The 23390-nt window shown below is 24.1% G+C and carries 25 protein-coding genes; 12 read left to right on the top strand and 13 right to left on the bottom strand.

Features of this window, described 5'->3' with window-relative positions; translation table 11 throughout:
* Positions 1 to 136: 136 nt before the first annotated feature.
* On the top strand, positions 137 to 742 hold the full coding sequence (locus KYD98_RS16380; RefSeq protein WP_219781123.1) for a sigma-70 family RNA polymerase sigma factor: 606 nt from the start codon (positions 137 to 139) through the stop codon (positions 740 to 742).
* A gap of 60 nt (positions 743 to 802) precedes the next feature.
* Here KYD98_RS16380 and KYD98_RS16375 read toward each other — a convergent pair whose 3' ends face one another.
* Positions 803 to 1087: a DUF3791 domain-containing protein gene (locus KYD98_RS16375; RefSeq protein WP_308462469.1), complete on the bottom strand. Its 285-nt coding sequence runs from the start codon at positions 1085 to 1087 to the stop codon at positions 803 to 805.
* A gap of 213 nt (positions 1088 to 1300) precedes the next feature.
* Here KYD98_RS16375 and KYD98_RS16370 point away from each other — a divergent pair, with 213 nt between their 5' ends.
* Complete coding sequence (locus KYD98_RS16370) at positions 1301 to 1966, top strand: HD domain-containing protein (protein ID WP_219781122.1); 666 nt, start codon at positions 1301 to 1303, stop codon at positions 1964 to 1966.
* Between the two features lie 509 nt (positions 1967 to 2475).
* Here KYD98_RS16370 and KYD98_RS16365 read toward each other — a convergent pair.
* From KYD98_RS16365 to KYD98_RS16345, 5 genes are all read right to left on the bottom strand, one after another.
* The gene (locus KYD98_RS16365; RefSeq protein WP_373368742.1) at positions 2476 to 3309 is read right to left on the bottom strand and encodes a tyrosine-type recombinase/integrase; all 834 of its coding nucleotides are present in this window, start codon (positions 3307 to 3309) and stop codon (positions 2476 to 2478) included.
* 289 nt (positions 3310 to 3598) lie between these two features.
* On the bottom strand, positions 3599 to 5155 hold the full coding sequence (locus KYD98_RS16360) for a GxxExxY protein (RefSeq protein WP_219781121.1): 1557 nt from the start codon (positions 5153 to 5155) through the stop codon (positions 3599 to 3601).
* Between the two features lie 186 nt (positions 5156 to 5341).
* Positions 5342 to 5572 carry a hypothetical protein gene (locus tag KYD98_RS16355; RefSeq protein ID WP_219781173.1) on the bottom strand — a complete coding sequence of 77 codons (231 nt, stop codon included), beginning with the start codon at positions 5570 to 5572 and terminating at the stop codon, positions 5342 to 5344.
* 577 nt (positions 5573 to 6149) lie between these two features.
* Positions 6150 to 6374 (bottom strand): hypothetical protein, encoded by a 225-nt coding sequence (locus tag KYD98_RS16350; RefSeq protein ID WP_219781120.1) that lies wholly within the window; start codon positions 6372 to 6374, stop codon positions 6150 to 6152.
* 105 nt (positions 6375 to 6479) lie between these two features.
* Positions 6480 to 7574: a hypothetical protein gene (locus KYD98_RS16345; protein ID WP_219781119.1), complete on the bottom strand. Its 1095-nt coding sequence runs from the start codon at positions 7572 to 7574 to the stop codon at positions 6480 to 6482.
* Positions 7575 to 8552: 978 nt separating this feature from the next.
* On the opposite strand from KYD98_RS16345, the gene KYD98_RS16340 reads away from it, so the two are divergent.
* On the top strand, positions 8553 to 10016 hold the full coding sequence (locus KYD98_RS16340) for a hypothetical protein (protein WP_219781118.1): 1464 nt from the start codon (positions 8553 to 8555) through the stop codon (positions 10014 to 10016).
* A 329-nt stretch (positions 10017 to 10345) separates the two neighbouring features.
* Here the strand turns inward: KYD98_RS16340 and KYD98_RS16335 are convergent, their stop codons facing one another.
* Positions 10346 to 10888 (bottom strand): GNAT family N-acetyltransferase, encoded by a 543-nt coding sequence (locus KYD98_RS16335; protein WP_219781117.1) that lies wholly within the window; start codon positions 10886 to 10888, stop codon positions 10346 to 10348.
* Between the two features lie 522 nt (positions 10889 to 11410).
* Here KYD98_RS16335 and KYD98_RS16330 point away from each other — a divergent pair.
* The 5 genes from KYD98_RS16330 to KYD98_RS16310 all read left to right on the top strand — a co-directional run bounded on the left by KYD98_RS16330 (position 11411) and on the right by KYD98_RS16310 (position 15169).
* The gene (locus tag KYD98_RS16330; RefSeq protein WP_219781116.1) at positions 11411 to 12964 is read left to right on the top strand and encodes a hypothetical protein; all 1554 of its coding nucleotides are present in this window, start codon (positions 11411 to 11413) and stop codon (positions 12962 to 12964) included.
* Positions 12965 to 12976: 12 nt separating this feature from the next.
* Positions 12977 to 13861 carry an ATP-binding cassette domain-containing protein gene (locus KYD98_RS16325; RefSeq protein WP_219781115.1) on the top strand — a complete coding sequence of 295 codons (885 nt, stop codon included), beginning with the start codon at positions 12977 to 12979 and terminating at the stop codon, positions 13859 to 13861.
* Positions 13821 to 14531 (top strand): hypothetical protein, encoded by a 711-nt coding sequence (locus KYD98_RS16320; RefSeq protein ID WP_219781114.1) that lies wholly within the window; start codon positions 13821 to 13823, stop codon positions 14529 to 14531. The genes KYD98_RS16325 and KYD98_RS16320 overlap by 41 nt, the downstream gene beginning before the upstream one ends.
* Positions 14532 to 14580: 49 nt before the next feature.
* Positions 14581 to 14829 carry a hypothetical protein gene (locus tag KYD98_RS16315; RefSeq protein ID WP_219781113.1) on the top strand — a complete coding sequence of 83 codons (249 nt, stop codon included), beginning with the start codon at positions 14581 to 14583 and terminating at the stop codon, positions 14827 to 14829.
* Between the two features lie 193 nt (positions 14830 to 15022).
* Positions 15023 to 15169, top strand: a complete 147-nt coding sequence (locus KYD98_RS16310) for a hypothetical protein (RefSeq protein WP_219781112.1) — start codon at positions 15023 to 15025, stop codon at positions 15167 to 15169.
* Between the two features lie 75 nt (positions 15170 to 15244).
* On the opposite strand, the gene KYD98_RS16305 is transcribed toward KYD98_RS16310, so the two are convergent.
* From KYD98_RS16305 to KYD98_RS18530, 6 genes are all read right to left on the bottom strand, one after another.
* Entirely contained in the window at positions 15245 to 16915 is a 1671-nt protein-coding gene (locus KYD98_RS16305; protein ID WP_219781111.1) for a S8 family serine peptidase, read from the bottom strand.
* A gap of 226 nt (positions 16916 to 17141) precedes the next feature.
* Positions 17142 to 18467 carry a lachnocin radical SAM maturase gene (locus KYD98_RS16300; protein ID WP_219781110.1) on the bottom strand — a complete coding sequence of 442 codons (1326 nt, stop codon included), beginning with the start codon at positions 18465 to 18467 and terminating at the stop codon, positions 17142 to 17144.
* A 105-nt stretch (positions 18468 to 18572) separates the two neighbouring features.
* Positions 18573 to 18716: a lachnocin family radical SAM-modified peptide gene (locus tag KYD98_RS18535; protein ID WP_219781109.1), complete on the bottom strand. Its 144-nt coding sequence runs from the start codon at positions 18714 to 18716 to the stop codon at positions 18573 to 18575.
* A gap of 163 nt (positions 18717 to 18879) precedes the next feature.
* Positions 18880 to 19014, bottom strand: a complete 135-nt coding sequence (locus tag KYD98_RS16290; RefSeq protein ID WP_219781108.1) for a lachnocin family radical SAM-modified peptide — start codon at positions 19012 to 19014, stop codon at positions 18880 to 18882.
* Positions 19015 to 19251: 237 nt separating this feature from the next.
* Positions 19252 to 21063 (bottom strand): ABC transporter ATP-binding protein, encoded by a 1812-nt coding sequence (locus KYD98_RS16285; RefSeq protein WP_219781107.1) that lies wholly within the window; start codon positions 21061 to 21063, stop codon positions 19252 to 19254.
* Between the two features lie 521 nt (positions 21064 to 21584).
* The gene (locus KYD98_RS18530; RefSeq protein WP_219781106.1) at positions 21585 to 21725 is read right to left on the bottom strand and encodes a hypothetical protein; all 141 of its coding nucleotides are present in this window, start codon (positions 21723 to 21725) and stop codon (positions 21585 to 21587) included.
* A gap of 32 nt (positions 21726 to 21757) precedes the next feature.
* Here KYD98_RS18530 and KYD98_RS16275 point away from each other — a divergent pair, with 32 nt between their 5' ends.
* The 4 genes from KYD98_RS16275 (at position 21758) to KYD98_RS16260 (ending at position 23275) form a co-directional block, all read left to right on the top strand.
* On the top strand, positions 21758 to 21916 hold the full coding sequence (locus tag KYD98_RS16275) for a hypothetical protein (RefSeq protein WP_219781105.1): 159 nt from the start codon (positions 21758 to 21760) through the stop codon (positions 21914 to 21916).
* Positions 21917 to 21982: 66 nt separating this feature from the next.
* On the top strand, positions 21983 to 22612 hold the full coding sequence (locus KYD98_RS16270; RefSeq protein ID WP_219781104.1) for an accessory gene regulator B family protein: 630 nt from the start codon (positions 21983 to 21985) through the stop codon (positions 22610 to 22612).
* The gene (locus tag KYD98_RS16265; protein WP_219781103.1) at positions 22584 to 22754 is read left to right on the top strand and encodes a cyclic lactone autoinducer peptide; all 171 of its coding nucleotides are present in this window, start codon (positions 22584 to 22586) and stop codon (positions 22752 to 22754) included. The genes KYD98_RS16270 and KYD98_RS16265 overlap by 29 nt, the downstream gene beginning before the upstream one ends.
* A 305-nt stretch (positions 22755 to 23059) precedes the next feature.
* Entirely contained in the window at positions 23060 to 23275 is a 216-nt protein-coding gene (locus tag KYD98_RS16260; RefSeq protein ID WP_219781102.1) for a hypothetical protein, read from the top strand.
* Positions 23276 to 23390 lie beyond the last annotated feature (115 nt).

Genomic DNA, 23390 nt, shown 5'->3' with positions numbered 1-23390 from the left:
TATTTACAGGCTACTATTTCCCTAAGTTTACATTTTATGGTATAATTATACCATATTTATTTTAAATAGTACAGGCAATCATTATTTCCTTTTAGTGCATATTTATTATTAATAAGCAAAAAAGGATGGGATTTTTATGGAATATAAAGAAATAGAAAAATTAGTATTAAAGTCTAAAAAAGGAGATGAAGAATCACTTTTAAAACTTATGGTTCAATTTAAACCTTTTATATTTAAAACTGCTCGTGATTTTAATATAAAAAATTATGATACCTTTGATTTAGTTCAAATTGGATACATTGCATTAATTAATGCAGTAGATAAATACAACGAAGGTTCTAACTCATTTTCTAGTTATGTTTACACATCTATAAAAAATTGTATGAAATATACTGCTAGAAATAATAAAAAGCATAAAAATATTTTAAGTATTAATTCAACAATCAATGAATGTGAATCACTAAATGACTTTACAGAATTCTTTGAAAGTAATATAGATTTAGAAAATGATTTTATAAAGAAAGAAAAAGCACTTAAAATTCAATCTATCATATCTAAACTTGATCCTAAAGACTTTGAACTTATATTCTTAGTTTATTATAATGGTTTTACATTTAAAGAATATGCCTTAAAAAAAGGCTTAACTTATCATTCTGTTATAAGACGAAAAAATAGAGTATTCAAATATATTAAAAATGAACTACTTAAACTTTCTGAATATCAAATCGCTTCTGAAGCTTAAATAAAAAATACCTGGTTTAATCCAGGTATTTTTTAGATTTCTCCAAATAAATACTTTTTATTATTGTTCTTTTTGAATTAATTTTCCGTCATTTAATTCATCAATTAATAATTCATTTAAATTCCCCCCATTTTTTCTTGCAATTATAATCATATCATCTATAGCATCATCTATAGATAATGTATGCTCTATTTCATAGTTCTCCAAGAGAAATTTAATAGCATTATGTTTATTTAAATAATTAAATGCTTGCTTATAATTAACTTGAAATTTTTCTGCAAATTCATTTACACATACAACCAAATAATCTATTATATTTTGTTCTTCTTTACTTATCTTAATCACCTTAATTCTATATTTTCTTATCTAATTTTTTGTAATATATTTTGTACAATATTATTATAAACTATTTAAAATATAAATGTAAAAATTTTAGTTCATTACTGCACAAGGAATAAAACTGTAATATTAAGTATAAAATAGTTACATGTATTCAAAATTAATCAATATAAATGGGTAAAATCTCTTAATCATTATATATAGTAAGGTGATGATCTAATGTCAATACCAACATTTGAGGATATAAAAAATAATAAAGAATTTAAAACCTATATAGAAATAGGTGATAAATATTTAGGTATAAAAGGATATACTAAGCATGAGTTTGGACATGTAACAAAAGTGGCAGAAACAGCAGGTGATATATTAGAAAACTTAGGTTTTAGTAAAAGAGAAGTTGAACTTGCTAAAATTGCAGGATATATTCATGACATTGGTAATATGGTAAATAGAGAAGAACATGCACAAACTGGAGCTTGTATTTCCTTTAATATTTTAACTAGACTTGGTATGGAGCCAGAAGAAATAGCTATTATAGTATCTTCTGTTGGAAATCATGATGCAGATGTAGGAATTCCTATAAATCCAGTTTCAGCAGCATTAATATTAGCTGATAAAACGGATGTAAGAAGGTCAAGGGTTAGAAATACTGATTTTGCAACTTTTGACATACATGATAGAGTAAATTATGCTGTAGAAAAAGCAGATATAAAGGTAGATAAGTTAAATAGAATAATAGAATTAGCATTAACAATAGATACTTCTATATGTCCATTAATAGACTATTTTGAAATATTCCTTACTCGTATGATACTTTGCAGAAAAGCAGCAGATTTTTTAAATACTAAATTCACTCTAGTAATGAATGGAATGAAAATGTTATAAATATCATTTAAAAACTAATATATAAATATGTTAGTTTTTAAGTAATATTTGTTTTAAAACATAATAAGAGTACAGAAACAACCTACCTAGCACCAATACAAATAACTTATTATCTAATTAGAATCTTTCGACTTTAAATAAACAAATCACTACTTATAAAGATGTTTCGTTCGACCATAAAAAATATCTACACAACTATATATAACCTCACGGCTATGTATAATCATTTCAACACTAGATATAATCTTCGCTTGACCTTATATGATAAGTTGGAACCTACATATAATAAATGTAAAAACATCGACTATATTAAAGCTTTTCCTAACCATATAAAATCGCCCTCTAATTTAAGCTAAATTACATTAGTAAATTAATTTAAATCTTTGGCTAACCTAATATATTCAATAAAGAATATATTAAGTATTGGCTCGGTTGTTCTGTACTCTATGCTATTATAATAACCAATATAATTTTTTATATGCATACATATTTATAAAAAGTTAAATTTATTATATATTTAACGGATTAGATTGGATTGCTTTTCTTATATCCTCATCATCTACATGGGTATAAATCGTTGTTGTTGAAATACTTTCATGCCCTAATATCTTCTGAAGACTTCTTATATCTACATCTCCATATTTATAAAGTAATGTTGCTGCTGTATGTCTTAATTTATGTGTTGAATATTTATGTGTATCAAGTCCTGCTTTTTTAATACTCTTTTTAACTATATTTTGAATATTTCTCCTACTTATATGCCCTTTTCTTTCACTTACGAAAAGGTATGTATTGTTTACGTTAGTTCTTTTTAATAGATAATTTTTTATAGATTCTATGCATGAATTGTTTAAATAAACTGTTCTATCCTTATCACCTTTTCCCTTAACAACTAGAACATCATCTCTAATATCTTCAAATTTTATATTGCATAACTCATTTAATCTAAGTCCACAATTTAAAAACAGTGTTATTATGCAAAAATCTCTCTCTTTATTTCTGCCTTCTATTGATTTAAGTAAATTTTTACTTTCATCTAAACTTAAATAAGCTACTTGTTTTTTAGGAAGCTTTGGTGTTTCTAGATCCAAACTTATATCATCATCTAATATCTTAATTTTATTTTTGCAGTATTTAAAAAATGATTTTATAGTAGCAACTTTCCTAGCTCTTGTTAATGCATTATTTTTCTTATAATTTTTAGTAAATGCCAGGAATGAATATAAATCTTTAAGTTTTATATTTTTTATAAATTCTTCATCTATGTCGCTAATATCAATTTTATTAAAATCTCTTTGATAATTATCTATTTCTTTACTACATTTTAAAAATTTAAAAAACATAATTAAATCTAATTTATATCCTGAAACTGTACTATATGCTCTTTCCTTAATAGTAGATAAATAATCTAAATAATCTTGTAATATCTTTGGTATATTCTCTATGATTTTTCACCCCTTAGTTTGTATATTTATTATTATTCTCTATTTTTAATTAGTTATAGTTTATACTACATGTGGTTTTATATTTTTAGTGAAATTATTATATCACAAAAAAATAGTTTATTTTCTACAAATATAAATTTAAAGAAAATGGTATATAAAAATAAGATAGACTGAAATAAGCCTATCTCTATACAATAATTTCAAATATTTCTTTTTCTTCTATACTATATTTTTCATTTATATACTCTTTGTTTTTATTAAAATTAAATATTAAAAGATATCCTTTATCTAAACCTTCTATATCTAAATAATTTTTAAGCTGTTTTAATCCCTTTTGATGTGCTATATTACCATGCCATATTTTTGTTTCTATAACATATTTATTATGATTATATTGAATTACTATATCAAGCCTTCTTTCTTCTGATATTTGCACTTCCTTATAATCAAAACCCACACCATTTATTATTGGTTTTATAAATGATAAAAATAGTAAAACTCCATGTCTTTCTAAAAATTCAGTATCTCTTATGCTGTAATTTTCTTTCATAAACTGTTGAAATCTTAAAAGTATTTTTTCTATATCAAGTCCATCATTTTCTGTTATAAAATTATCTTTAAAATTGTAGCTAGACATTACTTTACTATCCGTTTTAGATACCAAATAATTATAAATTCTTTCTCTTATTATCTTATTTGACACAATAGTATTATTATTATGATCTTTGCTTAAATATCCAAACATAACACCTAAATTTATAATTGGATTGTCTATATTAAAAATAGATGTTACATTTAAAATAAGCAAATTGTACATGTACTCATATAGCTTATTGTTATTTTCCATATTCTTTATTAAATCATCAAACAATGTATTATTTTCTTCTAATAATATTTTTATAGCTTTTTGAATATGGGTTTTATTCCAGACACTGTCTCTATTTATTAATATATCCTCGTCAATTATTTGACAAATCCTACTTACTAAAAATGGATATCCACTTGTAAATTTATATATTTCCGTGCTTAAATCTTCTATATCAAAATTGAGCTTATTTTCTTTTGAATATTCACTTAGCATAGTTCCTATTTCATATTCATTAAAGCTCATATCTACATCAAATTTTACTGCAATGTTCCAAGGTGAATTATACCTTACATCTGTATCATCTCTAAACTTTATTTTAAGATTTTTAATATCATAAACTCCAGCTAATATCACAGATTTAAACGTATTACTATCTCCTTTAGCTCTTGATAAGTATAATGATCTAAGCATTCCTAAAAAATCTAAAAATAACTTGTTATTTGAAGCTTTAAAAGCTTCATCAATAATTAATATAATATCTGTATCATCTGTAATTTTCTTTATAATATTAATTAAATCTAAAAACTTAAAAATTACAGGTAAGTCTAACTCAAGAGAAGAATTTATATAATTTATGAAATATCTACAAAAACTTTGCTCTGATTCAAATACATTTCCTAAGCCTTCAAAATCTAGACTAACAACCTTGTATCTAGTTTTTAATATTTTTTCAAGTCTATTAAGGGTTGTTGTTTTTCCATACTGCCTTGGTCTATTGATTACAAAATAAGCATCACTTTGAACTAATTTAATAATATTCTTAATCTTATTATCTACATTGACCATATAATGCTTACTTTTTATACATAATCCTGCTGTATTAAAAACTTTTTTATTAGCTTCATGTTCAGCAAAAAATTCTAAATACTCATCCATATGCTCCCCTCCTGTCTCTATTAAATATCTTATTTAATTCAATCTATAATATATTTAAATTATAACATCATAATCTAATTATCGCTCTTATTTTTTCTATTGTCTACTTGACAGGGAGCAGTTCAATTCATCTCATCTGTTATATTTATTTTCCTAGCAATAAACTTCAACTATTCGTTTTTTCTTCTAACCTAAAGTTACAACTGTTTCATCTAACTTACCTGTTTCCCCTTTAATCTTTCTAAAATCAAATATTAAAAGATATCCTTCATCTAATCCATACAGCCTTGGTCTATTTATTGTAAAATACTTTCCTTTATCTATAACTTTTATAGTCTTTTTTAATTTATCAGATGTATCTACCATATAATGCATTTTAGGAATACACGTCCCTGTTATATTAAATTCTTTCTCCAAAAATATTCACCATATTCTGATATTATTTTATTACACATTAATCTCATTTAAATATAAAGTACATTCAAATAAATTTCTGGTTTATTAAAAGACTTTATCTAGTTAATTTCATATCTAACAGTTTATATTTATCTCTTACAGTTAATAAAATATACATACTATTAATATTATTTACATACAATTTATCGAGAGCAAATATTATGTTTAAAGTGTTTATATATAAGGGATTAGATAGGATTTACATTTTAAAGAAAAGAACAGAAAATTTCATAAGGTTATCCACTTATTTTATAACTTTAAACTATATTTTTATAACTTTAATATTTAATTTTACAACTTTACATTTTGTACGTTATTTACTCCTAAAAAAGAAGAAACATGATAAATATTAGCCTAAAACAAGCTAAATTATTCATCATGTTTCTTTTTTTAGTTTAAAAGTTTTATACATTATATGTTTTTCATGTGCCTAAAGTAATTATAAATGGCATTTTTTATAAGGTTTAGTTTTAATTTATATTTTAAATTACCACAAATAAACCTAGAATATTAAAAAATTTAAAGTTTTTAATATGTTTTAGAACAGTGTTGATATTGTAGTATAAGGGCGAACTGGCATTGGAATTTGCTTTTTAGAACTCTTAAGTGAGAATCCAAATTTTATATTTGGTTCTTCGAACTTACTCCACGAATGTACATGAGGAGAGTTTCCTATTTCAATTCTGTACATGAGCTTTATCCGATAGCTAGTAGCTGTAATTCTATAACAGCTACTAGCTCCTGGATAACGACTTCTAACCATCAGCTAAAGACAAGCTTTATCTGATGATAAGAAGTCTGTTTATACTACAATATCAACATTTACTTAAAACATAGCAAAAGTTTATAATATCTTAGGTTAGAATATTTATAAAAGGGCCAAAGCCTTTTTTATATCAAAATTTATATCATCATCAACTTTATTTTTAGTATATTCTATAAAGTATTCTCCATGTTCATATCTTCTTATATTATTTATATTTTGAATTTCTTTAAAGTTTTTATATTCATTTACAACGCTTTTAACCACTGCTGCAGCATATGCTGGCAATGATTTTATATTTTCACGGCTTTTATGAATTTGAATAGCTATGTATTTATTTATTATAAGTTGAGCTACTCTTTCTTTTAAAAACCACTCTTTAAGATTTGATAAAGCTCTAACTAAGTGCATTATTAGCTTTTTAGTTAAGGTTATTCCACCAAATTTAATCTTTTCTTTAACCATTTCATATTCTTTAGGATTATTAAGTTTAACAAGTTCAATATATTGATCTTCTAAAACTTTAGTATCAATTGCTGGACACTCAAAGTAAAACTTAAAGTTTGTTGTTTTTTTAGGTGATAAATCCCTAGTTCTCATAGTTTCACTATTATCTTTAAATACATCTTCATATTTAGTAAACATCTTATTTATTGTGTATCTTGCGTAATACTTAGATTTAGTTTTTAATACTTTCATCCATGAACTATTAGGCTTTAAAAGATTCATAGAAAAACTATCATGAAATTTAGATGCTTTAGAATCACATAGCTGTGACATATATATAATAAGCCTTTTTTCTCTAGCTTTCATTTTTCTAAATTCGTCAGTGAAGAAGAAATTTCTTATATTTGTATAACCTGTTGACTCCATATAAGAGTCATTATTAGAATCATATTTTAATTTAGTCATATTCTCCATATCAACTAAAACCCAACTATGTAATTCATTATCAAAAGATAAGATAGACTTTTCTATTAATTTATCTATGCAATTAAATATTGTCTTATATGAAGCATTCATATTTCTTCTAACAAGATTTATAAGATCTGCTTTTGAATCACTAAATGTTTGTATAAGATATTTTGAATTAACTTCACTAGATACATAAGCTAAAGATATATATGTATCAAGAATATAGTATTCATTACATTCAAATATTATCTTAGATAAATGTGAATTATATAGTTTAGTAGCCATTCCTTCTTCACCTCCATTTCATCGATATATTCTATAATTCATTGTATTTTATAAATGAGAATAATGCAAAAACGTCATTTTTTTCACTCAGTACGGTTCATTTTTGACACACAACTAACAAATTATGACGAAGGAATGCGGGTTTGAGGGCATTTTTCCATTTAGATACGTAAATTTTATGACAAAAGCTGAAAGTGTTGAAAACACTGGCTTTAGGTGGGTTTTTAAAAATTCAAAAATCTAAAATCACAAATTTTCATAAATTTTTTTCACTCAGTACGGTTCATTTTTGACACACAGCACGAAAATTACCAAAAGTAGGTGTGTTTTTTCACTCAGTACGGTAATAAAACAACGATTTTTTTACATATTACTACAAAAAAATAAAAATATTGAATAAATACTTTAAAAAAAATTTTTAAAAAAAATATAATTTTTTTTATTTTTACAAGATAATTTTCAAAATAAAGGAATAAATTTGAATAAATTAGGACGTTGCAAGCTATAATATTAAAACTTAACTAATATTCAACTAAAACACATAAATTTTTTTCACTCAGTACGGTTCATCTTGCACAATTGTCACTCAGTACGGTTGAGGGACTGAAATTTTTTCACTTAGTACGGTTACTTTTTCACAGTGGTTAAATTTTTACATATATTAAAGCTTATTTTTAATGTTAAATTATAAATATATAAGTTGCGATAATACCGTTATATTCAAGTAATTGACACAACTTTAAATCTAAATAGTAATGTTAAAGTCTTTACTGCAACTTATATAGATGTTTAATTATTTAAAAAGAAACTAAAGTATATTAAATATTTTCATGTGCCTAAATTGTTAATTTCTTTTAGAATTTCTTATTGCAACATACATAGTTTATTATTTATTCTAATGTACTTTAAAATAAGTAAATATCATTAGTAGCAAATAATTTAGATCTTATGATATACTACAAAAAAGGAGTGGAAAATATGATTGAGGCCTTTAAAGAAGAAATATATAAAACATTGAAGCCTAAATATGAGAGTATCTTAAAAGATAATTTTAATACATTTTTTATTAGTTTATCTGGAGATATTAAAATGTTAGACAATATTCATAATAAAGATTTTATAGTAAAAAATTTAAATAGAGCCATTAAAACAACTAAAACTAGATGGGTGAACAAACTTTTAAAAAGTAACAATAGTACACTTTCTAAAGAAATTGAATTTTCTGAGTATCAATATAAGATGGTTTTAGATAAAACTTTGCCTTTAAGAAAGTATAAAAGTTATTTTGGTGTTAAAAATAGTGAATTATATAAAACAAAGCTTATAGAGAAAATTATGGATTGGAAAAGAGATGATAATTCTTTACTTACTGAGTTTATGTATCTTTCTGATTTAAGTAAAGTTTCTATTAGAACAGCTTTTAAAAATGATATATTAATTATTTATTCAAGGTATGATAAGGAAATTGAAATCATTAATAATAATGTGACTAAAGTTCCAAGTATATTAGGAGACATACCGATAGATACAACTGGAAGAGTAGATTTATTAACAAAAGATCAAAAAATTACTTTAGATAAATCAAATGATTTTAGTCCAAATTCTACAATAGATAGATTTATTATGATTGGACAGGAAGAACAAAATGAACTTTTAATTCAATTAGAGCAAAGTACATATCTTCAAATTAAAAGTGGTGGAAATCCACTTTTAGTAAATGATTTATTAACACAAATAGCTTTTATAAAAGCAGTTAAATATTTAAATAGAATAGACGTTAAGATTATAAGGTATTATTATACTCATTTTCATAAGATGGTTTTAGGGGAACCAATTATAAAGAGTATACATTTAATTCTAAAAGACATTGGTTTAACTGATGGAAAAAAGAATTATGAAGCAGTTGAAGACTCTATAGCTAAGCTTGGAAGTATAAAATTATCTTACAATATTGAAGGTACTTCTGTTAATGGGGTCTTTTTAGAAAGCAAGATATATACATTAAATGGCACCAAAATAGCTGAGGTTTATTTAGGTAATATTTTAAAAGAATTAATAATAAAAAAGAGCACGTTAGAATATGACGAAAGTGTATTTAATAGTTTAAGCGATGATTCTCAGCAACTGGCTATTTGGCTACAAAAAAGAAGATATAGAGCAGAAATTAATAAAAAAAGTTTTAATGAAGATATCTATCTAAATGAGTTTTCTACAGCAATTTATTGGAATACTAAAAATCACTATAGGCAAAGAGATAGAATTAAAGCTTCTCTTGAAGAACTTAAAAATAATAAGATAATTATTAAAGATTTTACGTATTATAATAAAATGTTTCAATTTAATGTTGAATATAGAGCCTTATCAAGTAAGGAAAAAGCTAAACTTGAAGTAGATCAAGATAGAAATTATGAGTTAAATACTTTGAATGATCAATTAATTTAGTATTATTTTCTACTTACTACTTGATTAATAAAAGTTTAAGACATTTAAGATATATTCTTTTATTGATTATAAATGAGCATCCAAAAATGATTAAATTTTAGATGTTATATGTGCACAAGCTTTTATCTTATATAATATTTTAGAAAAGTCTATGAAAACATAGACTTTTCCTTGAAAAACTATATCTTGTAAAAATTTTAAAACTTAGCTTACTGACATTGCACTGTTTAGATAATTAACAAATTATTGTAAAGAAGAAGTTAATTTTATTCAGTTTACAAAAATTATTTATAGGGTCAATTTATCTAAACTGAACTAAATATAATATATTAATTATATATTACTCTTTTAGCCATTAGAATGTCTGGTTTTCCAATACCATTTGAATCTGGTATTACACCAATTATTTTATATCCAAGTTTTAAGCAGAATTCATAAGTATTATGCTTTAAATTTTTTATATTTTCTATTTGCTTGAAAATATCTGTATATATATCTTTTCCACTTAAACTTGTACTATTATTATCATCTTGTGTACCTAATATGATTGTGATACCTCCCCTTAAAGCAACCAGCCTTTCAAATTCACAAATAAGCAATTTTCCAATGCCATTTCCTTGATTTTCTTTACGTACTACTAAAGGTTGTATTTCCCAAACATGTGCATTGTACTCTTCAACTCCACAAATCCATCCAAGCACCTTATTATTTTCATCAACTGCAATAATACTAATTTTATGTTCATCTATAGAATTAAGAATTGCTTTTTTTGCAATTTCAATATTATAAAAATCTTTAAAATTAGTCTTTAGTAGCATTGCACATTGTTTTATGTAATTTTTATTTTCCAACGATAATGGAATAATTTTCATGTTAAGCTAACATCCCTTTCAAAATATATTAAAACAAAAAATTAAAGTTTAAAGTAGTTTAAAATTTATTTTTTTGTTACCTACATAATATTCTTCAATAATTTCAAAACACCTCCATAATTATAATTTTTTTTAAATTGTGTATTTTTTATGAATTATAGGAATTTTATACAAATAGATATATAAGTAATACTAGCTAGCAGTAATAAAAAAATGAAATAATTTAATTATTATGGTAATATATACAAGTGTTAAAAATATGTACAAGTATTAAAAAGAATGTTAGCAGCATTATATGAATAAGAAAAAATTAATACTTGCACTTATGTTATCAGTTTCATTATTTAGTTGTGTTGCTACTAATGCCTTTGTATTCTAGACTTCAGAAGCTGATCTATCTATAGATTAAGAAAATTTAATTTGAAGATAAATAAACACTATCAAGTTTTGATAGTGTTTATTTATAGAATCAATAGTATAATTTGTAGAACTGTTATTAGTTACAGAAAGGATATACAAAATATGAAAAAAATAATTAGATTTTACTTAAAAATAATGATTAAAAATCCATTGTTTTTAATAGCAATATTATTAAATATATTTTTAACTTATAAACAATGTGGAGCATTAAGACAATCAATTTTTGTATTTAGTCAAGTATACTGCTTTGGATTTATTTGTTCAAATTTATTTTTACTTATAAGTAGTACATATGTTATGTATAAGGATTATGATATTCTAAATTTATTAGAAAATAATATATTAAAAAAACAATTAGCTATAATAATTACTGGTTTTATAATCTCAATACTTACAATTCTTATTCCAATGTTAGTTATAATTATATTTAGAAATAAAAGTTTTGAATATAGCTTTGATTTAAGAGGAATTATTAATTTTTGTATAGTATGGAATTTAAGTAATCTAATTGCGTCTGTAATAGGTTCTACTATAGGGTGTATATGTAGAAATATTTTTGCTATGTTATTATCAATTATAGTATACGGTTTATTTATTTTTGAATTATATAATCCATCGACAAAAGTATTATACAAATTATTTAATATTTTTGATGATTCTACATTAATGGGTGGAAATTATATTTGTGGAGAAATTTTTAATACTTTATACTATTTAGATAAAGTATTTATAGTACTTATAGCAGCACTTATACTTTCAATTAGTTTTATAGTTAATAAAAATAATAAAAGATTAAAATATATTATTTTTATAATCACAATTTTTTTAGGAATGATTAGTATTGTTTATTATAACGATATTAATAGAAGTACTACCACCACCATAGAATATAAAGATTTAGTTAATACAAAATATACTATTAAATCTTATGATATGAATATAGATATAAGTAATAATATAAAAAATACAACTCATATTAACATAAATATTAATGATGATTCAGAAGAAATTGTATTGTTATTAGACAAGTTATTTAAAATAAATAAAGTATCTATAAATAATGTTGATGTTAATTTTGAACATGAAGATAATAATTTGTATATAAAACATAAATTTAATAAAGGTACGTTAGTAGATATAGTAATTGAATATAGTGGTAATGTTTTTGTAGAAAATGATCTTGGTATGAGTGTTTACTATGTTAGTAATTTAGCAGTTAATTTACCTGAATCAACATTTTCATGGTATCCAAAAATAAATAATAACTATGTGATAGATTTTAATGTTAATATCAAAGCAAATAAACAAGTATATTCTAATTTAAATATTATAGATAAATGTGATAATGTTTATAAATTTCAAGGAAAGTCCTTAGGAGTAAATGTATTTTCAGGTGATTATAAAGAAGAATTTATAGATAATTGCCAATATATTATTCCAATAAATCAAAATTCACAACAGTTAAAATCTAGATTAGACAAATATATTTCAAAATTAAATGTAACTGATGGTTTATCTGAAGCTGATTTGGAATTTTTAAAAAGTCGAAAATTTAAAAAGGTTATAGGTGGTATTTGGGATATTAATACACTAAATAATGATATAAACTCAAGTGTGCAAATATTTGAAGATACTTTAATAATAAATGAGATATAGGAGTTTATAAGTATGGAAAATAATTTATCTATTAGTAATGTTAATTTTTCTTATGGTAATAAAAAAATATTAAATAATATTTCTTGTAATTGTAATAATGGTATTACTGCTTTGTTGGGGAATAATGGAGCTGGAAAAACTACATTAATGAAAATTATTACAGGATTAAAAAAGCCTAAAAGTGGTAAGATTGAACTTAATGGAAAAGATTTATTGTATGCACAAAATATTGGATTGAATGAGATCGGGTACTTACCACAAAATTTTGATATATATCCTAATGTATTAGGATATGATTTTTTATCTTACGTATGTGATATTAAGAATATTGATAAACATAAAAAAGAAAAGATATTGGAGGAAGTTATATACAAGTTTAATTTAAATGAAGTTATAAAACGTCCTGTTTCTAAATATTCTGGTGGATATAAGAGACGATTAGGGATAGCACAAGCTGTATTAGGAGATTCTAAATTAATAATAATTGATGAACCAACAGTTGGACTAGATCCAGAACAAAGACTAGAATTTAGACATTATCTTTCTGAAATTGGACATGATAGGATAACTTTAATATCAACACATATAATAGAAGATGCTGAATTATATAGTGATAATGTGTTAGTTATTAATAACGGATCAATAAAATTTAATGGGTCTGTTAGTGATATAATAGGAAAATCAGCTCCTAATATTTATAGTGTTATTTGCAATGTGGAAAATTTAAAAGAAATAAGAAAATCTGTAGTTGTAATAGAAGAAAAACGTTTAAATAATAAAGAGGTTAAAATTAAATTTATTAAGAATTCTTGTGAAATTAATAATAGTAAACCTGAGAAGGAGGTTTCTTTAGAAAATGCATATGTATATATTCAAAAACAGCAAGGGATTTTATAATAATTATTTTAAAATATATGATGTAAAACAAAAGAAAGTAAAATTTACAGGTTTAATTTTGATTTTAATGTTTATTATATCATTAATTTCACCTGCACCTTCAAATTATTTAAAATCTATTGCAATTGGATATAAATTAAAAAGCTGTGATAATTTATATGATTATATTATTCCATTAATATCAGCATTTACTATAATATATGTTTTTTATCAAGATTATAGTATTGGAATGTATGAATTAATTACATTCTATAATCGAAATGAATTTAATTATATAGTACTGTATAGATGGCTTATATATTCATTAGCATTTTCTTTTGGATCATTCGTTACTGGGTTAATTTATTATAGAAATATATCATTTTTAGATATAAAAAATTTACTTTTAAGTGCTAGATTTATACCTAATATATTATTTCTATGTTCATTAGTGTTATTAATAATAACTGTTTTTAAGAATATTTATGCAGCAATATTAATTTTAACATCATATTATTGTATTGATTTATTATCATCAGGTTCAATGTTTAAGATTTTTTCTATTGGAGCAAATACAAATAATTTTTATTATATTATTTCACCAGAGTACTATATATTAAATAGATTAATTTTAATTTTTTTTAGTTTTGTTTTTATTTTTATTTCGTGTAAAGTTACTGCAAAAGCATAAAAATTTTTAATATGTAATTACAATATATTTTAATAAAGGGGATATATGTATGCACAAATATATAGATTTAATAATGGGATTAATTTGTGGAATAGTTTTAACTCTTTTAAATAACAATCTAGTTCACGAAAGCCTAGGTTCTATATTTACATTATTTGATCCTAATAATTTAAATACAATAAGCATTTTTCTACTTTCTTGGTCATCAAGAATAATAACAATAATTTCTTTCTTAGGAGTCTTTATTACTATTATTTATTCTATTCTTATACTAGAAAAAGTAATTAAAAGTAGTTAAATAAAAAACAGATATAAAAAATCATTGATATGCTCCCCTTATAGTAGACAGTTCAAATAATAAAACTGTAACTATAGAGGAAGCATTCTATTATGGGAAGAAAACCTAAAATATTGCTGAAATTAAGATTAAGTTTGTAGAATACTATTTATATAGGGAAATTATCCTAAATCAAATAGGCAAATATTTAGGAGTGAATCCAAGCTCTGTTAGAGCATGGATTCGTAAATATAAAACATTTGCATTAGAAGAACCTATAACCAAAAATAAAAATACATTTTATATATCAGATATTAAATTACAAGCAGTAAATGATTTTATCAATGGAAAAGGTTCATAGATTATATTTTAAATCCCTTACTTAAATTTATATTCTTTAATAGACTTTTGATTAGTTATCTAATATGACTTTATTTTAGCTTAATGTTTCTATAATATTTTTATAAAGGTTACCGTTTTGTACATCATCCAAAGTAAATACTTTTTCTTCAACATTTTCCTTTAAATACTCAAATGCCTCAAAGTATTTTGTATTATCAACATAATAGGTTTGTAATCCATCTCTATAACTCATAGTTGTACTATCAATATCATTATGTGATAAAACAATGAATATTGTTTCAATGCCATGTTTATATAAATTTGCTAACTGTAATTTTAAATTTTCAACATCTATAAAAGTATTTACACACATTATGGCTACATCTATATTTACGGCAGAAAAGTAAGCATCAGCAAGTTTACCAAAGTTGTATGTATTTAAGTTATTAACTTGACCTATTGCTCCTCCAATATTTATAAGCCATGCATCCATGTCTTTATTAATTTCAGAAAGATACATAAATTTATTAATCGAATAAACTATACTTGGGAATTTTAGTTCGTTTGGAAAATTAAAAACATTTCCATTGTAAAGTGCATCTATTGGATTATTAGAAATTGATTCAATATTTAATCCGTCTTGTTTCAAACTATTTAATAAAGATAACTGAACATCAGATTTATTTAATCCACTACATAAGCTTGTGATAGCTATAGCAGGTTTTTCTAGTACAGATAGTTCAGAAGAATTATATTCATTATAATCATACAAGTATTTATTATCGTCTGTTTTTAAAAAATTACCTATACAGATTATCCTATAGTTTATATACTTTTCTTTTATAGTTGCAGGAACTTCCATATTGAAATATGAAGAATTCAATATTATTATTACATCAAAATCCTTAATTGGCTTACCATCTTTAAAACTGTAAAAATCACATTTCTCATGATCATAATACGCTACTATGTTTTCATTTATATAATCCTTATTCACTTTTTCCAGTAAATTTGATGGAAATAGAACAACGGCTGCTTTGTTATTTGATAATATATAATTAATACCGCTTTCTTTTAAACCAATATTGGAACTAATATCATCTGAACTATAAAGCTTAATATTGTATTTGCGAGATAGTATTTTAAATTTATCATTTAACCACATATTGCTAAAATCATCACAAAGATATCCGCATAGTCTAGCACATGCCAAACTAGATGAACTGAAATCAAATTCGGTATTGTTTTCCTTTATTATAAAATCTCTCATCGAAATAGAAACTGTACTATAATCAATTGTTTTAATTTTTTCTGTTTGCTCTTGATCTACTTGTACACATATTACATTTTTGAAATCAGCTGGAAATGATATGGTATTAGAATGGGATGCAGCTGATAATATAACAATATTATTTTGAACTGCTTTTTCACATATATCATATAATTCTTGGGAATACGTAGTTAATCCTAAACTGATATTTATTATATCAACTCTTTCCTCTATTGATTTTTCTATTGCAGAAATAATATTATTCACCTGTAATTTTCCTGACTCATCTAATATATTTAAATCAAGTATTTCTAGTTCACTATTTTTAGTATTAGATACTATTTCCTTGAAGCAATCTGTACCGTGGCAGTGTGTTTCTGCAGGTTCTTTATATTCTTCTATTAATGCTTCTTTAACTAAAGAAAAGTGTCTTACTTCACACCTGTTGTTAATTTCATTTTTAGAAATTCCTGTATCAATCAATGCAACCTTCATTTTTATTCTCTCCTTATATAATCTTAGTTTTTCTATTGATCCCCAGTTTTCGTAGTATCTCGCAAGTTATGAAAAGTCGAATACAGATAGAGTAGCCCTCTAATGCCATACTTAGTCATACATCTCTATACTGAGTCCAAGCTCTGATGATTAAAACTATTGGGCAACTACCATCTCTGTATTTTCTACGGGATACCACTAAACAGAAGTCATATGAATCTCCTATTTAAATCACTGAGATGTTTGCTACCTGATTCACAAAATCTCTATCATTACTTGCATTGTCTAAATAATAACCCAATTCCTTCTCTACATCTCTTTTAGATTTTTCACAGAACTCATCATTTATATTTAGAATCTCTTTAAAGCACATTTTGCAATACTTAGCGGCCCAGCAATCCTTACATTTTTCTAAACTTTTTAGAGTTTGATCAATAAGCCTTTTTATTTTATTTATATCAATACCGTTATAAACATCTCCAATTTCAAAAATTTCCTGACCCTCATCCACCTTTTCACATACAATTATTTTACCGTCAGTGGTTACAAAGTTCTTTCTTGAACCAGGAATACAAAACCCTCCAGGAAAAATGCAATTACTACAAGCTGGTCCACTGAATAAATCATAATATTTTTTCATATTTTTAAGAATATTATTATAGACAAAATCGTACTTTCTTGCATCAATTTTTTCATTTTTATTGACCAGCTTATCACTTTCGTCCCTTGAGTTTGTAAAATAATCAGTTTCTACAAGATCTATCATATTTACATTAGATTTCCATAAATTATCTATAGACTCAAAAAGATCATTGCTAGCACCATTAAACGTAACTACATTATATGTAACATTTTCCCTAAAAAATTTAGGGTCTTTACGATAAAATGCCTCAATGTTTTGACACACCTTCTCATGACTATAATTACCATTACAATCAACTCTATATTTATTTTGATATTTTTTAGGTCCATCAAAGCTTATAATTACTTTTATATCATTTTCTATTATGAAATCAGTAACTTTATCATCAAGTAAAACTGCATTTGTTACCATATTATAAAAAGGTTTTCTAAATGGATATTTATTACTTATGTAATCAATACATTCTTTTATAAGATCAAGTCTAAGTAAAGGTTCCCCTCCATAAAAACCAAGATGGCATATATCACTTTCATGTGAATTATTCATAAGAATATCTATAGCCTTAAAAGCAACCTCTTTAGGCATACTTTTTAGCTTATAGTTATCATCCATATATTTAGGCATATATCCACAATATTTACATCGTAGATTGCACTGCTCTGTAAGTGCTAAAGTCATACTCTTTGTTTTATTATTATACATATTATTTAATTCGTCTTCACTATAAGGATATTTCACATCAAACTCACATGGTTTCTTTATATCCCTGAAGTTGTTATTTATCAAAAAATCAGCATATTTATTATCATCTAATATATCTTCCTCGGAGTTAATTTTAGCAAAGTCATTGTTTAGTGCATCATAAATATACATATTGTTATTTGTCTTAATTATTTTAGATAAATACATCTTTACTTACATCCTCTCTCTTTATAGTTATTGATTATTTATATAGCCTATTACTATAGTTATAAGTTATTTTTCTATTTTATAGATTTACTGTAAATTTTCAGTTTACAGAATATTCAAATACTGTCCCATGTAATTATAATAATAAGCTTGACTTGCTTTACTTGGACAGCCACAGTGGCACCCTAAAGTTGTTACTGTGGAGTAATTTGCATTGTTTATCTTTTTTAAACTAACTTTATTATTCATGACTTCCACTCCCTCATCTTATAATTTTTACTTTATAGGAATTCTGATGTAGCTTGTCTAGTTTAATCATGGATATAAACTTTTGAGCTATTGATTATTTATACCGCCTACTACTAAAGTTATTAGTTATTCTTCTTTTTTAAATTTACTGTGAATGTTTTATTTATATCATTTGTCCGATAAAACCTGCATTATAAGCTTTATCTGGGACACCGTGACAACCACAGTGGCATCCTAAAGTTCTTACTGTAGAATAATTTGCCTTATTGATTTTCTTTAAACTTAATTTATTATTCATGATTTTCTCTCCTCCATCTTATAATTTTTTAAATTTACTGTGAATGTTTTATTTATATCATTTGTCCGATAAAACCTGCATTATAAGCTTTATCTGGGACACCTAAAGTTCTTACTGTAGAATAATTTGCCTTATTGATTTTCTTTAAACTTAATTTATTATTCATGATTTTCTCTCCCCCATCTTATAACTTTTTTAGTAGTAAGCTGTATAAGTAATCAATAGCCCTTATTATATTTATATTAATTCAACAGACATAGAGTAGCTGTCTGCTTGAATTTTATACATATTATAAAATTCCTTTTTCAGTTTGATTAATTCTTCAAAGCTTCCTTCTTCTATAACTTGTCCTTTATCTAATAAAATAATTTTATCAGCTAATTTAGTAATATACATTCTATGAGAGATGATGATTGTAGATTTAAGTTCGCTTATTGTTTTAAAAGTATCAAACATGTTCACTTCTGACTTTGGATCAAGTGCTGCTGTTGGCTCATCTAATACTAAAACCGATGCTTCAGAGAAAACTGCTCTAGATATGGCAATTTTTTGCCATTGACCTCCTGAAGGTTCTATAGCATCATAAAAAAACATTTTACTTAAGTTTGTATCATATCTATTTTTGTAGTTTTCAATAAATTTACTGGCTCCTGTTATTTGAGCAGCTTTTTCTATATCCATGTCGTTTTGTATCTTATCAATATTTCCAAATCCTATACAATTATGGACACTATCTGAGAACTTAACATAATCTTGAAATAAAACGCCAAAAAACGATCTTAATTCATTTATGTCGTATTCTTTTAAATCTGTGTTATCTAGTAATATCTGCCCTTGTGTTGGATCATAAATTCTAAGTAGAAGTTTTACAAGTGTTGACTTTCCACTCCCATTTTCACCAACAAGGCATATTGTCTCCTTTGTATTAAAATTTACATTTATATCTTTAAGTGCATAATTATCAGAACCTGTATACTTAAAACTAACATTTTCAAAACATATATTATGTACTGGTATTGATTTAATTTTCAGATTTTTACTTTCTATAATATCTGTTTCCTTCATAAATTCAAATATATAATTAATAAACATCATGCTTTTACTATTGGATGCTATTTGATTTGATAATCCTATTAACTTCGTAACGATAGTTATAATAGCAGTAACAAACAAATAAAACTCTGACACAGATATTGAACCTGTGATCGTATTTTTTACAATCCATACTCCAACCAAAATAGCACCTATCATTGAAATAGAACTAGTTAATATTGATACTATAATCTCTTTTGTTGCAATTTTATTGTTACCTTTCATAAGGTCATTAAATGACTCTTTTCTTCTTTTTCTAAAGTGATCATATAATCTATAAGCTCTAATCTCATTTGTATACTTGGGATCAGTAATCAGTGAGAGATAATACCATATTCTCCTCATTTGCATAGTTCTTTCACTAAAAAATCTAAACATCATACCTTGAAATTTTCTTTTATAAATTATAATAGGTAAAGTAAAAATCATAATAAAAAGAAACGCAAGTAAATTAAATCTAATAATAATAACAGCATATCCAATAAGACTTATAAAGCTTGCAACCATACCAAATAAGCCTTCCATTAAATTCAATGGTTCAGAACCACATTTAGTCAAAGTGTTTGAATGCAAATCTAAAAAAGTAGGATTATCTATTCTCTCTTGCTTTATTCTTTGAAATTTATCCGCAACCAAGTTTTCTATATTGTGTGACAATTTTAACCCTGCTATAGAACATATAATAGTTTTTACACTTTCTATAGCGAATGAAATTACTATAAATAAAAGCATTAAAAATAAAATAATTAATAATCTTACATACACACCCGATGAGTTATTTCCTATATTTTGACCTAATTCTTCTATTAATTTAGCTGTCAAATATGTAGTAACGACTGGGCTAATACCTGTAATAAGCATTGAACCAATGGAAAGAAAAAATACACCTGGTCCTGCTTTAAAAATTTCTTTAAATATAAAACATAATTTTAAAATATAGTCTTTTATACTTTTCATCTTATTACCTCCAATGGAAATTATGGTCCAAAAACAATTACTACTTTTTGCTCTGTAGATAAAAGCTGATTTCTGCGTATAATTTAATCTGGCAGTTTCGATTACATTGTATATTATTGTAATTAGCAAGAACTTGTCCTAATTCTAACCGCTTCTAGAGAAACATTTATGCTAATGGACATGATTTACACCCATAAACAATGATTCTAACAGCATTAGATAACATACTAAAAAATAAGTAACCTATCCTTTTTTAAGATATTTTAATTTGCTTTTAATTTAAATATCTTACTTATAGATATAATTCTACATCACCAAAAATTATAATTTTAATTTTAGTCATAAATAGTATTATTTGTGTAATTTTGGTATTAATTTCAACAATTATTACTTAAATATTATCATTTGTGACTTTTACTGGAAAAATTTCAATAATATATATATAATTAAAGAAGTAAACTTATTTCTTAGAGGTATAGTTATTTTAATATAATACAAGTCTTCCATATTAGAATATAACATCATGAAAGACTAACAGTTGAATCTAAATATCCATAAAAAATGATAGCTTTTGTTTTAGATGGAATTATAGCTTTTAGTATAAAACCCATAAGAATATTAAAAATAAAATTTGAGTAAACTTGGACATTTACATTTTCCAAGAATACTCCTCTATACATGAGGAGGTGACTTATTGAAAGAATACTTATCATTACTTTTAATATTACTTTTTCTAATTTTAATTGCTACAATTATTTTTCCAATGCCACCAATAATATTAGGTATCATTATAAGTTCTATTGCTTTGATTTGTATAATTATTTTAGCTATTTATAATTCAAAGCATAAATAGATTAATATACAATTTTATTAACATTATTATAGTAAAAATATAGTAAAGCATATTCAGGTGATATATATGAAAAATAAAATTCAGATAAGCCTTATGGAAAGACTTGCTCAAATAATTTTGAATAATATAAATTCATATTTACAAAAGGAAGGGTTAGAACTACAAAAAATGAAATTAGGTATTGAAATATTACTAATTAATATATCTAAATTAATTATAATATTTTTAGTAGCTGCAGTATTTCACTTATTAAAAAGAACTATCTTTATGTTATTAATTTTTACAATTATAAGAAGAAATACATTTGGCCTTCATGCCAAAAATAGCTTTATATGTACTTTAGTTTCATTATTAATATTTGTTTTTGGATCTTATTTAAGTTATTATTTAAAGTTTAATAATTATATGGTTTTTACTCTATTTACAATTATTAATACTTTATTATATAAATATGCCCCTGCAGATACTGAAAATCATCCTTTATTAAGCTTTAATTTAAGAAAAAAACTAAAAAAAGAATCTGTAATAACAGGTCTAATCTTAATGATAATTACTTTATTAGTTCCAAATAACCTAATAAAAGCATTGATAATTTTATCTGCAATTTCAGCAGTTACATTAATTTTACCAATAACATATAATTTATTGAAAAGGAGTTATAGAAATTATGAGAACTATGAAAAAGATTTTATTTAACAAAATGTCTAAAAAAATAGCACATTCTTTAGGGGAGACTTCAATAAGAATAAGTGAAAAAGCAATGAATAAATCCTGTTTTTGTGGTGTATATGAAACTAAAATTCCAATAGAATTATTAAAAAACTCTAATCAAAAATAAAAGAAGACTTATTATAGGTTAGAGTATAATTTTAGTAGACACAAATAGTAATAAAAACTATATGAAAAAAGGAGTGCATAAATTATCTATTATAATTTTATTGTCGAGATAAAAAGAATAGAGATAAATTTATGCACTATAATATTTTAAATGGTGAAAAAGAAGCTGACTTACGGACAGTTAATAACCAAATAATTTCCAATATCATTTTTGAGAAAAAAATTAATCTGAAAATAATAAAAAACCACCAATTCTAGTGTAAAATTGATTTGTAACAGCCAATTTATATAGAAAGGTGGTTTATTATGATCAATGATCAAGAATATATTACTACAAAATTGAAAAAAACACTAGAGAAAATGATACCTTTATCTTCAAAAAGATTAAATAACTTAGTTGCTATGATTATTGGAATCATAATTTCAAAAACAGTTGTATTATCTGAAAAGCTCAAGAGCTTAAAGATTCGTACTCTTCTGGCACAGAAGAAAGTAAAATTAAGAGACTTCAAAGATTTCTAAGTAATAAATCTATTAATCCAGAAAAACTATATGAATTATATATATATAAATTCTTAAATAAATATAAAAGTACTTCAAATTCTCTATATATAATATTTGATCACACCACTATTGA

It is taken from the genome of Clostridium weizhouense, assembly GCF_019431045.1.
Taxonomy (GTDB): Bacteria; Bacillota; Clostridia; order Clostridiales; family Clostridiaceae; genus Clostridium; species Clostridium weizhouense.
Note: the sequence above shows the minus strand (reverse complement) of the source record. Positions and strands in the feature narration are given on the sequence as shown.